The organism is Gryllotalpicola reticulitermitis (assembly GCF_042651345.1).
In the GTDB taxonomy this organism is placed as follows: domain Bacteria; phylum Actinomycetota; class Actinomycetes; order Actinomycetales; family Microbacteriaceae; genus Gryllotalpicola; species Gryllotalpicola reticulitermitis.
Map to the genome: position 1 here is coordinate 27,680 of NZ_JBHSCN010000006.1, position 12,914 is coordinate 40,593.

General features: G+C 66.6%; 16 protein-coding genes. 5 read left to right on the forward strand and 11 right to left on the reverse strand.

Annotated elements, in window-relative coordinates; translation table 11 throughout:
* Nucleotides 1-94 precede the first annotated feature (94 nt).
* The 3 genes from leuS to ACFOYW_RS13340 all read left to right on the forward strand — a co-directional run bounded on the left by leuS (nucleotide 95) and on the right by ACFOYW_RS13340 (nucleotide 5,160).
* Nucleotides 95-2,650 (forward strand): leucine--tRNA ligase, encoded by a 2,556-nt coding sequence (leuS, locus tag ACFOYW_RS13330; RefSeq protein WP_390231371.1) that lies wholly within the window; start codon nucleotides 95-97, stop codon nucleotides 2,648-2,650.
* A gap of 111 nt (nucleotides 2,651-2,761) precedes the next feature.
* Nucleotides 2,762-3,439 carry a ComEA family DNA-binding protein gene (locus tag ACFOYW_RS13335; RefSeq protein ID WP_390229753.1) on the forward strand — a complete coding sequence of 226 codons (678 nt, stop codon included), beginning with the start codon at nucleotides 2,762-2,764 and terminating at the stop codon, nucleotides 3,437-3,439.
* A 38-nt stretch (nucleotides 3,440-3,477) separates the two neighbouring features.
* On the forward strand, nucleotides 3,478-5,160 hold the full coding sequence (locus tag ACFOYW_RS13340; protein ID WP_390229756.1) for a ComEC/Rec2 family competence protein: 1,683 nt from the start codon (nucleotides 3,478-3,480) through the stop codon (nucleotides 5,158-5,160).
* On the opposite strand, the gene ACFOYW_RS13345 is transcribed toward ACFOYW_RS13340, so the two are convergent.
* The 4 genes from ACFOYW_RS13345 to ACFOYW_RS13360 all read right to left on the reverse strand — a co-directional run bounded on the left by ACFOYW_RS13345 (nucleotide 5,120) and on the right by ACFOYW_RS13360 (nucleotide 7,070).
* Nucleotides 5,120-5,887 carry a hypothetical protein gene (locus tag ACFOYW_RS13345; protein ID WP_390229759.1) on the reverse strand — a complete coding sequence of 256 codons (768 nt, stop codon included), beginning with the start codon at nucleotides 5,885-5,887 and terminating at the stop codon, nucleotides 5,120-5,122. The two genes, ACFOYW_RS13340 and ACFOYW_RS13345, sit on opposite strands and share 41 nt — an antisense overlap.
* Before the next feature lie 303 nt (nucleotides 5,888-6,190).
* Nucleotides 6,191-6,451 carry a helix-turn-helix domain-containing protein gene (locus ACFOYW_RS13350; protein WP_390231374.1) on the reverse strand — a complete coding sequence of 87 codons (261 nt, stop codon included), beginning with the start codon at nucleotides 6,449-6,451 and terminating at the stop codon, nucleotides 6,191-6,193.
* Nucleotides 6,451-6,942 (reverse strand): hypothetical protein, encoded by a 492-nt coding sequence (locus ACFOYW_RS13355; protein ID WP_390229762.1) that lies wholly within the window; start codon nucleotides 6,940-6,942, stop codon nucleotides 6,451-6,453. Before ACFOYW_RS13355 ends, ACFOYW_RS13350 begins: the two co-directional genes overlap by 1 nt.
* Nucleotides 6,942-7,070: a hypothetical protein gene (locus ACFOYW_RS13360; protein WP_390229765.1), complete on the reverse strand. Its 129-nt coding sequence runs from the start codon at nucleotides 7,068-7,070 to the stop codon at nucleotides 6,942-6,944. Before ACFOYW_RS13360 ends, ACFOYW_RS13355 begins: the two co-directional genes overlap by 1 nt.
* Nucleotides 7,071-7,268: 198 nt before the next feature.
* Here ACFOYW_RS13360 and ACFOYW_RS13365 point away from each other — a divergent pair, with 198 nt between their 5' ends.
* Nucleotides 7,269-7,520 carry a hypothetical protein gene (locus ACFOYW_RS13365; protein WP_390229768.1) on the forward strand — a complete coding sequence of 84 codons (252 nt, stop codon included), beginning with the start codon at nucleotides 7,269-7,271 and terminating at the stop codon, nucleotides 7,518-7,520.
* 15 nt (nucleotides 7,521-7,535) lie between these two features.
* Here the strand turns inward: ACFOYW_RS13365 and ACFOYW_RS13370 are convergent, their stop codons facing one another.
* The gene (locus tag ACFOYW_RS13370) at nucleotides 7,536-7,751 is read right to left on the reverse strand and encodes a hypothetical protein (protein ID WP_390229770.1); all 216 of its coding nucleotides are present in this window, start codon (nucleotides 7,749-7,751) and stop codon (nucleotides 7,536-7,538) included.
* 182 nt (nucleotides 7,752-7,933) lie between these two features.
* Nucleotides 7,934-10,564: a tape measure protein gene (locus ACFOYW_RS13375; RefSeq protein ID WP_390229773.1), complete on the reverse strand. Its 2,631-nt coding sequence runs from the start codon at nucleotides 10,562-10,564 to the stop codon at nucleotides 7,934-7,936.
* A gap of 107 nt (nucleotides 10,565-10,671) precedes the next feature.
* Between ACFOYW_RS13375 and ACFOYW_RS13380 the strand changes: the two genes are divergently transcribed.
* Nucleotides 10,672-10,914, forward strand: a complete 243-nt coding sequence (locus ACFOYW_RS13380) for a hypothetical protein (RefSeq protein ID WP_390229776.1) — start codon at nucleotides 10,672-10,674, stop codon at nucleotides 10,912-10,914.
* Here ACFOYW_RS13380 and ACFOYW_RS13385 read toward each other — a convergent pair.
* The 5 genes from ACFOYW_RS13385 to ACFOYW_RS13405 form a co-directional block, all read right to left on the reverse strand.
* Nucleotides 10,911-11,036, reverse strand: a complete 126-nt coding sequence (locus ACFOYW_RS13385; protein ID WP_390229779.1) for a hypothetical protein — start codon at nucleotides 11,034-11,036, stop codon at nucleotides 10,911-10,913. The two genes, ACFOYW_RS13380 and ACFOYW_RS13385, sit on opposite strands and share 4 nt — an antisense overlap.
* A gap of 44 nt (nucleotides 11,037-11,080) precedes the next feature.
* A complete protein-coding gene (locus tag ACFOYW_RS13390; RefSeq protein ID WP_390229782.1) occupies nucleotides 11,081-11,422 on the reverse strand; it encodes a hypothetical protein in 342 nt (113 codons plus the stop codon).
* Between the two features lie 686 nt (nucleotides 11,423-12,108).
* Nucleotides 12,109-12,282, reverse strand: coding sequence for a hypothetical protein (locus tag ACFOYW_RS13395; RefSeq protein WP_390229785.1), 174 nt, complete (start codon nucleotides 12,280-12,282; stop codon nucleotides 12,109-12,111).
* A 73-nt stretch (nucleotides 12,283-12,355) separates the two neighbouring features.
* Nucleotides 12,356-12,523, reverse strand: coding sequence for a hypothetical protein (locus ACFOYW_RS13400; protein WP_390229788.1), 168 nt, complete (start codon nucleotides 12,521-12,523; stop codon nucleotides 12,356-12,358).
* Nucleotides 12,523-12,840, reverse strand: coding sequence for a hypothetical protein (locus ACFOYW_RS13405; RefSeq protein ID WP_390229791.1), 318 nt, complete (start codon nucleotides 12,838-12,840; stop codon nucleotides 12,523-12,525). The genes ACFOYW_RS13400 and ACFOYW_RS13405 overlap by 1 nt, the downstream gene beginning before the upstream one ends.
* Between the last annotated feature and the right edge of the window lie 74 nt (nucleotides 12,841-12,914).

Here is a 12,914-nt window from a genome sequence, read left to right on the forward strand (position 1 = left end):
AATGCTCCGGTAACCTGGGTGTTCGGCGCAAAGCGCCGAACACCCCCCCAGCACGGAAGACGGGACACACGTGGCAGACCACGAGCAGACGGCGATGCGGGAGAGCGACGAGCTGCGCGAAGAGCGCTATGACTTCGCCGCGATCCAAGACAAGTGGGCGCCAGTATGGGAAGCCCTCAAGCCGTTCGCGACCGACGACCCGGCCGACAACCGGCCGCGCAAGTACGTGCTCGACATGTTCCCGTACCCGTCGGGCGACCTGCACATGGGCCATGCCGAAGCGTTCGGTTTCGGCGACATCGTCGCGCGGTACTGGCGCCAGCAGGGCTTCAACGTACTTCACCCGATCGGCTGGGACAGCTTCGGGCTGCCCGCTGAGAACGCCGCGATCAAGCGCGGCATCGATCCCCGCGGGTGGACGTACGACAACATCGCCCAGCAGAAGGCGAGCTTCAAGATCTACGCGCCCAGCTTCGACTGGTCGCGCGAGCTGCACACGAGCGACCCTGAGTATTACAAGTGGAATCAGTGGCTGTTCCTCAAGCTGTACGAGAAGGGACTCGCGTACCGGAAGGACGGCAGCGTCAACTGGTGCCCCAATGACCAGACGGTCCTCGCCAACGAGCAGGTGATCGACGGTCATTGCGAGCGCTGCGGCCACCTGGTGACGAAGAAGAAGCTGACGCAGTGGTACTTCCGCGTCACCGATTACGCCGACCGTCTGCTCGACGACCTCAATCAGCTCGAGGGCAGGTGGCCGACGCGTGTGCTGACGATGCAGCGCAACTGGGTCGGCCGCTCGGTGGGCGCCGACGTGCGATTCACGATCGAGGGGCGCGACGAGTCCCTGCCGGTCTACACGACGCGGCCCGACACGCTCTACGGCGTGACGTTCATGGTCGTTGCGCCCGACTCAGATCTTGCCGCGGAACTCGTGGCGGGGGCATCCGCCGAAATCCAGGCCGAGTTCACCGCCTACCTCGAGAAGGTGCGCGGTACGTCGGAGATCGATCGGCTCTCGACCGAGCGCGAGAAGACCGGCGTGTTTCTCGGGCGCTATGCGAGGAACCCGCTGACGGGCGAGCGCATCCCGATCTGGTCCGCCGATTACGTGCTCGCGGAATACGGCCACGGCGCGATCATGGCGGTGCCGGCACACGACCAGCGCGACCTCGACTTCGCTCGCGCCTTCGGGCTGCCGGTGAAGGTCGTCGTTGATGTCAACGCGCCTGTGACGGGTGCGATCCCGGTCATCACGGGCGACACCGAGCCCGACGACCTGCCGCCCGTGCTGCCCGATCCCGCTGCGACCGGCGAGGCGCTCACCGGCGCCGGCCGTCTCGTGAATTCGGGTCCGTTCGACGGGCTGAGCAAGAACACGGCTATTGCCAAAGTGACCGAGGCGCTCGAGTCATCCGGCATCGGTGGTCCTGCCCGTAACTTCCGCCTGCGGGACTGGCTGATCTCCCGTCAGCGGTACTGGGGAACGCCCATCCCGATCATTCACTGCCCGGTCGACGGCGAGGTTCCCGTCCCGGAGGACCAGCTGCCGGTTCGGTTGCCCGACGCATCCGGCCTCGATCTTCGCCCGAAGGGCTCGAGCCCCTTGGGTGCCGCCGAGGACTGGGTCAACGTGACCTGCCCGACCTGTGGCGGGCCGGCTCGCCGTGACAGCGACACGATGGACACGTTCGTCGACTCGTCGTGGTATTTCCTGCGCTTCCTCTCGGCGACCGACGACACGCGCGCATTCGACCCGGCTGAGGCGCAGAAGTGGGCGCCGGTCGACCAGTACGTCGGTGGCGTCGAGCACGCGATTCTGCACCTGCTGTACGCGCGCTTCGTCACGAAGGTGCTGTTCGACCTGGGGCTGGTGGATTTCACTGAGCCGTTCATGTCGCTGCTGAACCAGGGTCAGGTCCTGATGGACGGCTCGGCGATGAGCAAGAGCAAGGGCAACCTGGTCGAGTTCGCGTCCCAACTCGCCGAATATGGCGCCGACGCGTTGCGCGTGACGATGGCGTTCGCCGGCCCGCCTGAGGACGACATCGACTGGGCGGATGTCTCGGCGACGGGCTCCTCGAAGTTCCTCGCCCGCGCGTGGCGCGTCGCTCGCGACGTGGCCTCCGCGCCCGACGTGATCTGGAAGAACGGAGACGTGGCGCTACGTCGTCACACTCACCGCTTCCTCGCCGACGCCCCAGGTCTCGTCGAGTCGTTCAAGTTCAACGTCGTGATCGCGCGCTTGATCGAGCTCGTGAACGTGACGCGCAAGGCGATCGACTCGGGCGCGGGGCCCGCCGACCCGGCGGTGCGCGAGGCCGCCGAGGTCGTCGCGATGTCACTGAACCTGTTCGCCCCGTACACAGCCGAGGACATGTGGGAGATGCTCGGCTACGAGCCGACGGTCGCCAACGTGCAGTGGCGGAAGCCCGATCGAACGCTGCTGGTCGAAGAGACGGTGACGGCGATCATTCAGGTCAACGGCAAGGTGCGCGACCGGTTCGACGTTCCCGCGAAGATCAGCTCCGACGAGCTCGAGCAGCTGGCCCGCGCGTCCGCGGCCGTCGCCCGCGCCGTGGGCGAGCAGCAGATCGTCAACGTGATCGTGCGCGCACCGAAGCTCGTCAACATCGCGACCAAGCCGTAGCGGGGCTGCGCCGAGCGGTCTTCCCCAGCACAGTCCGGGGTGTCGGGCATCCGTTCACACAACGGGTGCTTGGCGCCCCCCTGCCGCTCGGTCGCCTTCTAGCGTCGTCGTGTGACGGAGACCGCGCCGAGTAGCGACGAGAGCGATGACGCGCTCGCGCCGTCTGCGAAGGCCACGTCGCGAGTACGCATCGGGCTCGGTGCCGCTGTCGTGCTGTTCGTCATCGGCATCGGTGTGGCCGTCGTCTCCGGTCTGCTGAATTCGGGTGGCGGGCTCGAGCCGGTGACGGCCGACGGCTCGGCCGGCAGCGCGGCCATCACCGCGGCACCGTCACCCATAGCGTCGAGGTCGCTGGTGCACGTGCTCGGGCAGGTCGCACGCCCGGGCGTGTATGAGCTGGCCGCCGGCGCGCGCGTGATCGACGCGGTCGGCGCGGCAGGTGGCTTCGCCGCCGCCGCCGACCGGACGGCGCTCAATCTCGCTCAGCGGGTAGCCGACGGCGAGCAGATCTACGTGCCGAAGCCGGGTGAGGCGCCGCCGGTCGCCGCGGTCGGCGGCGTGGGCGCGTCAGGTGGTGGAGCGGTCGCATCGGGCGACAAGCTCGATCTCAATTCGGCCACGCTCGAGCAGCTCGAGACCCTGCCGCGCGTCGGTCCTTCGCTCGGGCAGCGCATTCTCGACTGGCGAACACAGAACGGCCGCTTCTCGTCGGTCGACGATCTTCAGAACGTGTCGGGCATCGGTGAGAAGACCTTCGCTGATCTCAAAGACCTGGTGACAGCCGGGTGAGGCGCAAGGGAGCTGATCTCCGTCTTGTCTTCCCGGCGATGGCCGTATGGCTCACCGCGGGGTTGCTGGTGGCGTGCCCCGGCTGGGGCTGGGCGTGCGCTGGGGCCGCTGCCGCGGTCGCCGCCATAACGGCCGCCGTCTCGGCGCCCGGGCGGCGGCGCGAGGCACGACCCACGAGTCGGCGTCAGGGCGCCGCTGGCACCGTCATCGTCATCGCGGCGGCGATCGGGCTCGCCGGTGCTGCTACTGCGGCGGCCGGTGCGATGCGGCATCCGGCGGCCCTCGACTCAGCTGCGAGCGGCCACCGCGTCGCCCTCGATGCGACTGTCACCAGCACGGCGCGCGAGTCCGGCGCGGCGGCGTTCGGCGATCGCCGCATCACCTTCCGAGTGACCGCATTACGCGTCGACATCGGCACCGGGCGCATCGTCGGGCGCATGCCGGCGCTCATCTCGACGACGCAGGATCGTGGCGCGCCGCACATCGGTGAGCGGATTCGTGTGACCGGCGCGCTCACCGCGAGCGAGCCGGCAGACAACATCGCCTTCGCGGTGTTCTCAGCGCGCTGGCAACATGTCGCGGCGCCGCCGGCGTGGCTGGGCTGGGCCGACGGGTTGCGCGGGGGCTTCGCCGAGGCATCCGTTCAGCTGCCGGGCGACGGGGGAGCGCTGCTCCCAGGTCTCTCGATCGGCGATGAGTCGCGCGTGTCGGCCGAACTCGACGCCGACATGAAGGCGTCATCGCTCAGCCACTTGACCGCGGTGTCCGGCTCCAACTGCGCCGTGATCGTCGCAGGCCTGATCGGACTCGGGGCGAGCGTCGGTTTGTCTCGGCGCTGGCGTGTCGCGATGAGCCTCATCGGTCTCGCGGGCTTCGTCGTGCTCGTCACACCGGGCGCAAGCGTGCTGCGCGCCGCCGTGATGGCGTCGATCGTCGTGTTCGGCCTGACGCTCGGGCGCCCCGGCCGCGCGCTGCCCGCCCTCGCGCTGGCGGTGATCGTACTCGTCGTCCAGAACCCGTGGCTCGCGCGGGACTACGGGTTCGCGCTCTCGGTGCTCGCGACCGCCGCCCTTCTGCTGCTCGCGCGTCCCCTCGCCCACCGCCTGGAGCGCTGGCTGCCGCGCTGGCTCGCCATCGGCCTCGCGGTTCCACTCGCGGCGCAACTGGCGTGCCAGCCCGTGCTCGTGCTGCTCAATCCGACGCTTCCGCTCTACGGCGTGGTGGCGAATGTCCTTGCCGAGCCTGCTGCCCCCATCGCCACGGTCATCGGACTGATCGGATGTCTACTGCTGCCGCTCTGTCCGCCGCTCGCCACCCCACTGCTGTGGCTCGCGTGGTTGCCGTCCGCGTGGATCGCGAGCATCGCACATACCTCCGTCGCCCTTCCGGCGAGCGCCGTGCCCTGGCCGGCGGGCGTCGCCGGCTTCGCCCTCGCCGTCGTTCTCACGGGCCTGGTCGTTGTGCTCGTCGCCCGTCCGAGGACGGCGCGCAGCCGGCTCGTGCGGCGTGTTTGTGCCTCGGCGGCCGCCGTCACGCTCGTCGTGGCAGCAGCAGGCCAGCTCGGGGTGGGAGTTGCACGCCGGGCCTCGATGCCACGCGACTGGGTGGTCGGAATGTGCGACGTCGGGCAGGGCGACGCTAGCCTGAACTGCGTTCTAGCCGAGATTAACACCTCCCCGATCAGGAAGCGTTGGAGTCCCGGGGCGCGACCGTCGCGTTAGAGGACTTGGCTTGACTGGACGCGGCAAAATCAGCAGCGGCAAGTCCGCGCAACTCGGCCAAGCTCTTCTTCTCACCGTGTGGCAATAGGCGGAGTTCATAGATCGCCGCCGCCTCAACAGCCGCAACCGCCGCCTCAAGCGCGTCGAGCGGTACGTCGTCACTCAGGTCAGATAACTCGGATGCTTCGAGATGCAGGAGCGCTGCGGTTACGGCGCTTTCTGCCATCCGCACGGCACGGGCGCCATCGCCTGTGCCGAGAATGCCGATACGCGCTCCCAGTTCCGACACCCGCCGGAGCACGGCGGTGCTGTCGACTGGGGCCGGAAAGCCGCGATCGCGCTGACGGGCCAGGCTTGGCCCTAGCAGCGGATCGCTATCCAACTTGTCTGCAAACTCGTTGAGTTGCTTTGCGAAGACCGGGTCCACGGAGGTCGCCGCGTCGGCGCGCGCCTTGGCTGCGAGCCCGATGGGCCAACGCTGGCGGAACCGGCCCGACACTTGCACGCGTAGGCGAATTGACAGAAGCAACGTTCGTAGCTCCGCGGCGAGGTCAGCGTAGAGCTTAGACTTTGCTTCGTACTGTGCGAATCGGTATCGCTCGCGACGCTCGGCGTTGACTCGCTCTTGCTCTCCTTTGCGTTGTCCTCGGGCGAGTAGGTGCGTGCTGAGGATGCCAGCGATGCCGACAAGCGCGGTGATACCGATGCCAACCAGCTGCTCGTTCATGTCAGCAGGCTATGTGGGGCGAGCAGCATGGTGCGCACTTGATCGCGTGTCACCCAGTGAGTGACGAGCCCGACATTGTACGTACGTGGAGTTGTCGTCGCACGAGGTCGGCGTTGGGTTATCGCTTGCGGGTAGAGCCGTAGCAGTTTAGGGCGTCGCAGATACGCGGCGTGGGTATGATCCTGAGTCGCAAGGGCTGCTGCCGCGGCTCATTGGGGGCAGGGCGATTCGCGCGGAACGGACGAGAACGTCTGTGGCCCAAACGCGCGCGTTGCGGGGGCTACCTCATATGCGTGGCTCGCGTTATGCAAGAAAGCCGGGCTTCGCGACAGCCACTTCTAAGTGCGATGCCGAGCATGCATCGGCGCTGCCGACGCGTGCGAGCGCTTGGACGAAGTTCTCAAGGTCAGACCGCCGTATGCGCATACGCGAGCCGAGACGAACGGCCGGGAGCCGCTGTTGCGTTATAAGTTCGTAGACCGTATTGCGGTGGATGCGAAGCTCCGATGCGGCTTCGGGAATCGTGAGCAGCAGGCTTCCGTCGAACATTGGCTTCTCTTGCATCACGGCATTTCGCAGGTGACAGATTGTGTGCCCTGACCGTGCGCAGGGGCGATGGTCTGGGTCGCAACAACCTTGCCGGTCTGCTTGGCCGTGATTGTGCAGCGCGCGCCGTCGCCCGTCTGGCTAATGACCTGGATGCTGACGCCGGTGGCGGACGCGGGCACGTCTTCCCATGACGTGCCGCCGATGCCCTTGAGCGGCGTACGGGTCTTGTACTTGGGGTCGTCGGCCAATACGAGCGCTACGCCGTTCGCGCTGGTGGCACTAATGCGGTAGCTCGTGACGGTCGGCGTCGGCCGCGTCTTCGCCTGGGTGGCGGTCGCGGCGGCCTTGGCCGGCTCTGTGGCCGTCGTCGTCGCGTCGCCGCTACCGCTGGGCGCGCCCGCCACAATTACGAGCGGAAGGCAAAGGATAACGGCGGCGGCGGCGATCAGGTGCCAGTTCTCGCGAAGGCGTTTACGTGACGCCGAGGACAGCGTGAACCGCGGCATCAGGCGTTGGCCTCGCCCCATGCGTCCGCTGCCATCATGGCCGCGTCGAAGGGTGATTCGCCGGATCGCAGTGCCTCTGCGATGAAGTTGTGCAGGAACTCGGAGCGGCTCGTGGGGAAAACGATCATGAGGCGAGATTAACGACGCCGCCATCGCATTAACAGTCGTCGCCTACCCCCAGTCTGGGGTTAATGAAAATGGCCCTGACCGGGGACTCTATGCGCAAGGTGACTTGTGTAAGTCGTCAAGTGTGGCTCGTGCGCAGATGTTGCGAGGCAGCGACGCCGCATCTACGATCGAATCTGCGTTCGATTGGAGGCGGAGCGATGTTCGTACAGGTGATCGAGGCAGTTGTGCTTGAGTTCGGCGGTGATAAGCCTGTGTCGATGACGTGCCGCGGCGTGCGGTGGCGGGTGTCGGACACCCCGACGGAGTTGAGGGAAACGATCTATCTGACCCATCCGATGAGCAGGCGGGTTGGCTGGCGCTTCCAAGCGACCAGCGCCGGCGGGGTAGCCCGCGTTTTCGATGTCGCGGGGGACGCCGCGGGATGGCGGCTTGCTGCGGTCTATGACTGAGGTGAGGCAGCGAGGCTAGTCCATGTAGGCGGAGCGGGCGACGCCGCCCATACCCGGGGTGATGTGCTCTTGCATGACAGCGGCACCCTCGGCCCGGTCTGGGGCGATGACCTCGAACCCACAAGCGCAGCGAAAGCGCGTGCGGGGCGGCCATTCCATCGCGAGCGAGAGTGAGGTTTCTGGCTCGGAGACGAAGGGCTCTTTGCGGTGTTGCGGCTGCTGGGCTTCCACGGTGCTGAGGATACGGCCGGACACCGACATCGCCTACGCGGCCACCTCAGGTTGGGCAGGTTGCCGAAACGCCCCACTTCCCTATTAGCCCTTAAGGGACTGGCTCTTTAGGCGGTAATAGGGAAGTGGGGCTTTTTCGTCACTAGCCCAACCTGGGGCGGCGACTTGGCAGCGTAAGCACCTTATGCAAACGACAGATTCATGTGCGCGCGGGCGGTCTGCGCGGACGTGCGGATCGACTGCATCGGATCCTTGGCGACGGGGTTGTTGGTCACGAACGTCTGGTTGACCGTCGTTCCGCCGACGGCCTCGCGCGTCGAGTTGGCAGACGCCGAGGTGGCGCCAACGTTGACGCCGGCGATCTTCCGCGTGACGGCAGCGAGAGTGCCGCCGAGCGCCGGCATCTGCGACTCGATCCCAGAGCGAAGGCCATCCATGACGGCTTGACCGGCGGGAGTCAGGAGCACCTTGTCGTAGCTGAGCGGGCCCTTGTGATCCTTGATCCAGCCAGCGACGCCGCCGACGAGCGACTGCACCTTCGAGTAACCGGCTTCGAGGCCGGACAGGAAGCCGCCCATGATCGACTCACCGGCGCCTTCGAGCATGCCGCCCAGGTAGCCGATGTCACCGAGGATGCGACCGCCGATTCCGCCGACGAACGACGCGACGCCGCCCCATCCAGACTCGATGCCGCTGAGCATGCCGCTCAGCACGTCGCGGCCCTTCGAGACGAGCCATACGCCGGCGTTGCCGACCGCGGAGACGACACGGCCACCGAGTGCGCCGACCGACGAGACGATGCTGCCGACGCGCGAGGCCCAGCCGTTGAGGAAGCCCTGCACGGTGTCGGACGCGATCTGGATGAACACCTTCGACGGCGACTGGATGCCGAGGAACTTCTTGATGGACGTGATCGCGTCTTTGAAGGGCTGCGTCAGGTGGTCAGCGAAGCCGACGATGGCCTTGCCCCAGCCCTTGTTGAAGCCGCCGAGCATGTCGACGGCGGCCTGGGTGAGGCTGCGCACCATGTCGACCGTCAGGTACTTCAGCAACGCGAGGAGTGCCTTGGTGATGCCGTTCGACATATCGAGGACGCCGGTCTTGAGCTCGGAGAAGCCCTTCGAGACCTGCTTGCTGTTTCCCGTGGCCCAGCCGTCGATCAGGTCGAAGAATCCTTGGAGGAATCCGAAGGCACCCTTAAAGACCTCAAAGGTGCCGTTCCATAGGCTAAGTAGCGCCTTGACCGCCGGCACAACGATGTCCTTGACCACGGGCGCAAGCTGCGTGAACAGAATGACCATGGTGTTCCATGCGCCGTCGAGAGCGCCGATCGCTGGCGGTAGGACACTCGTCATGAGCTTCGCAAGCTGCGGTAGGGCGGTCGAGATAAGCGGCGCGAGCCATGAGCCAAAGGCGGCCCAGACCTTGCGCAGACCGCTGCTGTAGTCGGCTACGAAGCTGCCCCAGGCAGTGGACGACTTCTGAAGGTTCGTCACCGTCTGCGCGATGTCACTCGGGGAACTGCCCTTGGGTGCCGCGGGCGTCTTGGGCGGAGTGAGATCGGGCGGCGTCGGCGCGGTCGGGATGAACGACGGGCGCGGGTTGAGGACGTTCAGGAACGACGGCGGCGTCTTCGCCTGGGCCGGCACGACGGGGTGCTTCTCGACACCCGACGAGAAGCCGTTGCCCGAGAGGAACGACGGGGCCTTCGCGGCTTCCGTGATCGGCTTCGCGATGTCGGCGGGTGGCGCGGACGGCGCAAGGAACGAAGGCGGGGCCGACGCCTCTTTCGTGCTCAGGGTGATCGGCTTGGGCTTGGTCGTGCCGCCCAGGAGACCCTTGAGGAACGGGTCACCGAAGATGTTTGCGAACACGTCGCTGAACGACTTCGCGGCGCCCTGCGCGTCCTTGAAGAACTTGCTGATGCCGTTGATCGCGTTACCGGCGATGCTCGCCACGGCGGGGAGCTTCGTGGCGAGCCAGTTCGCGAGCGGTGTAAACGCGACGCCGAGGGACTGGTTGATCGTGTCAACGACGTTCGACCAGGCGCCGGTCAGCGTCTTGGACTGGGCGACCATTGAGCCGCCGTAGTCCTTTTCCATCTGCGAGAGCAGTTTGGGGAGGGCGACGTTCGAGGCCAGGTTGCCGTAGCTGATGAGATCCTGGATGCCTGACGCGGGCTTGTGCAGTGCCTTGGCGAGCTCGGTGAAGACCGGGATGCCCGAGTTCGAAATCTGGCGAAGATCCTGCAAGTCGAGCTTGCCGCGGGTCATCATCTGCGTGAAGCCGAGCATCGCGTCGGTCATGTCCGACTCGGAGCCACCGACGGCCGACACCGCGTCACCCATGTCCTGAAGGTCAGGGACGATGGACTTCGCATTTGCGCCGGCGCCGAGAAGCTGCTGGGCGTACTTGACGACGTTCTGGGCACTGAACGGCGTGCGCTCAGCGAAGCCGTAGAGCGCGGCCATTTCCGACTGCGCGGTCTTGGCGCTGCCGGTCAGGACAATGAGCGACTTGGACGCCGACTGTAGGAACGAGGCGTCGCTGAAGCCCGCGGTGATCGTTTGGGTGATGCCCTGCTGCAGTCCTGAGAAGAGCTCGTAGCCAAGTTGCGCGGTCAGGAACGAGCCTGCTGTCTTCAGGAAGCCGCCGCTGAAGTGGTTGCCGGCATCGGAGCCGGCCTGCTCTGACGCGCTCGACGTGCTGGCGCTGATCGACTCGTTTACAGTGCCGAGTTGCTCTTTGACCTTCGACGTGAAGCCGTCCATCGAGGGGATTAGCTGGACGGTTGCGTATCCGACGACGGCCAAGGTGCCTCCTAGGCATGGGCGCGGTGAGTGCGCGCAAAGGAAAGCCCCGCGGCGGACACCGAGGGGCTGATGAGTGGGAGCGAGGTCGGGGACCTACGCTGAGCGGTATGGAGTTCAATTCAGGCGCACTGAGGGACGCGCACGGCGCTCTGCGCGCGTACGCGTCCACCGAGGACCCGAAACAGTTCGAGCCGGCGCATGCTGCGCTGTCAACGCTCGTCGTGACAGCTCAGCGGCGAGGAGACTCAGCCATGGCGGCCGAGTTGATCGAGGCCCGCAACATGCTGAATTACGGCCCCCAGGGCGCCACGGACGCCGAAGCGGTTCTCGACCGCATCGAGACGCGCTAGCTGGCCTGCTCCGCGTCGTCGGGCCGGCCGGCGCCGTGGGTGCGATGCCAGCCCATGAGTTCGTCGAACTCGTCGCCGTTGCTTGAGTTGGCGACGGCGCGCCGAAGCTGCTCGACGGTCACGGGCGTCGCCCCATCGGCGTTGCGGGGCCTGGCGTACAGGCCCACTAGCGGTTTAGCCGAGGCGTGTAGTGGTCGACGCGGCGACCGCCGCGACTCTTCGGTGCGGGTGCATCAGGGTCGGGAAGGGCGAGGTCTTTGAGCGTGGCGAGAAGCACGCGCTCGGCTTCGGCCAATGCGATCAGGGCGCCGTTTGAGCGCGCCTGACCGCGCGAGCCGACGGCCATGACGCCGTTCGCCGCGACTGACCTCTCGATGGCTTCGATGCGGTCGAGTAGCGACGCGGCCCGGTCGATCAGAACGGCCTGCGTTGGCGTCGGTTCGCCACTGTAGGTGGCTGCTATGTGGGCGCGGAACAGCGCGCCGCGCGTTGCGTCTGGGCCAGTCATGGCCCTCCAATCGGTGAACTGGTCGGATGCGTATGCGAAGGCGTGAAGGGGCAAAAAACCGCTGGCGCCACTCGTTGCGGAGCGCGCTATGCCGTGTCGAGCGCGCCGGCCGGGCGGGGGAGGGCTGGGAGGCGGCTATGTGCCTGCTGATCGTCACTGTGCTCGACTCGCGACGCGCGACGATGCCGCGAACTTTCGAATGACGACGCGCGCCGTGCGAGTGCACGATGCATCGCCGTTGCGAAGCGACGACGCCGCGACGTGAGCACAGCGACGCGCATGACTGGCACGTGGCCAGCACACGACGGCACGCACGAGGGGCGGTCTGCTAATTGGGGGTGTGTGGCTAACCGGGGGTGTGTGCCAGTTCGGGGGTGTTGGCTGTACGGCGCTGTACGGGCATATGGCGGTGGCAGGTATGGCGCTGGTGTGTTCATATCGGCGGGTTCGTGCCGGCCCGGTTCAATCACGCGCGGCACGGAGCCTAAGTATTGCCTCACCCGTAATCGTGGACAGTGGCGCTGAGGGACGCGCCAACGCAATCGCGGTGATGGTCTGGGCGGCGTCTGCTTGGGTGCTCCCAGACTGCACAGCGACGTAGCGAAGAGTCGCCGCCACGTCCGCGGGTGTCAGCACGCCGGCGTCGGCGCGCGGCTCGGACCGGCTGAACGCGGCGAGGTTGGCGCTCATACGCTGGTAGGCCTCAAGAACGCCACAGCGCCGTGAGGGTCGTCGGCGTCGAGCCTCGTAACGGCGACGGTCACGCGGGCTTTGAGGTAGTCGAGACGGGCGAGTTCGAGGCTGATGGCTGTGCGTGCAAGATTGGTCAGCGCATCGCTGTACGGGTCGGTGTTCGGCATGGGAATCCTTCGATTGGGTTCTGTGCAGGTGAGGCTAGGCGCACACGTGTCTGCCGCGCGGTGTGTGGATTTGTTAGACGCGGGATACGCGACCTGATGAGGTGCGGACGAAGCCGAGCGCGTAAAGCGGTGTCCGCGCCGCGATGTACTCGGGCGAGAGGCCGACTACGGCGGTGCGCTCAGTACCGTCGGAGTCGACCCAGCGGATAACGTCGCCGGGCTGCGCCTCTGGGGCAGGCATCAGCGCGACTGACCGTAACCGCGGCCGTAGGCGTCGCCGGGCCGCGCATGCCACTGGCCGCTGTGACGGAGGTTGCTCACGAGCACTTCGGCGCTGAAGTCTTCCACCCTCGCGGCCTCTGCGGCGCCGTCAAGGGATGCGCGCCGCGCCGCCTCCATGTCGTACTTCAGCCGGTCGAACGCTTCCTGCTCGGCGCGGCGAAGGACCTTGGTATGTTCCAGCAGTTGCTCCGAGCGCTCAAAGATTGATGGGTCGTTGTGGGTGCTTGCGCCGGCAGCGATGCGCTCAGCCGCTGACGCCTGGTTATAGATGCTCATTTGGATGCCTCTCGTGGGTGTTGGGGTGTGGGGTGGCGGTTGTTCAGAGCGCTGCTCGCGTCAACCGTCAAAGG

What these genes read in the sequence shown, in the direction of transcription:
- leuS (WP_390231371.1), top strand. Translation starts at nt 95, where the DNA reads ATGCGGGAGAGCGACGAGCTGCGCGAAGAGCGCTATGACTTCGCCGCG.
- ACFOYW_RS13340 (WP_390229756.1), top strand. Translation starts at nt 3,478, where the DNA reads ATGGCCGTATGGCTCACCGCGGGGTTGCTGGTGGCGTGCCCCGGCTGG.
- ACFOYW_RS13345 (WP_390229759.1), bottom strand. Translation starts at nt 5,887, where the DNA reads ATGAACGAGCAGCTGGTTGGCATCGGTATCACCGCGCTTGTCGGCATC.
- ACFOYW_RS13350 (WP_390231374.1), bottom strand. Translation starts at nt 6,451, where the DNA reads ATGCAAGAGAAGCCAATGTTCGACGGAAGCCTGCTGCTCACGATTCCC.
- ACFOYW_RS13355 (WP_390229762.1), bottom strand. Translation starts at nt 6,942, where the DNA reads ATGCCGCGGTTCACGCTGTCCTCGGCGTCACGTAAACGCCTTCGCGAG.
- ACFOYW_RS13360 (WP_390229765.1), bottom strand. Translation starts at nt 7,070, where the DNA reads ATGATCGTTTTCCCCACGAGCCGCTCCGAGTTCCTGCACAACTTCATC.
- ACFOYW_RS13365 (WP_390229768.1), top strand. Translation starts at nt 7,269, where the DNA reads ATGTTCGTACAGGTGATCGAGGCAGTTGTGCTTGAGTTCGGCGGTGAT.
- ACFOYW_RS13380 (WP_390229776.1), top strand. Translation starts at nt 10,672, where the DNA reads ATGGAGTTCAATTCAGGCGCACTGAGGGACGCGCACGGCGCTCTGCGC.
- ACFOYW_RS13390 (WP_390229782.1), bottom strand. Translation starts at nt 11,422, where the DNA reads ATGACTGGCCCAGACGCAACGCGCGGCGCGCTGTTCCGCGCCCACATA.
- ACFOYW_RS13395 (WP_390229785.1), bottom strand. Translation starts at nt 12,282, where the DNA reads ATGCCGAACACCGACCCGTACAGCGATGCGCTGACCAATCTTGCACGC.
- ACFOYW_RS13400 (WP_390229788.1), bottom strand. Translation starts at nt 12,523, where the DNA reads ATGCCTGCCCCAGAGGCGCAGCCCGGCGACGTTATCCGCTGGGTCGAC.
- ACFOYW_RS13405 (WP_390229791.1), bottom strand. Translation starts at nt 12,840, where the DNA reads ATGAGCATCTATAACCAGGCGTCAGCGGCTGAGCGCATCGCTGCCGGC.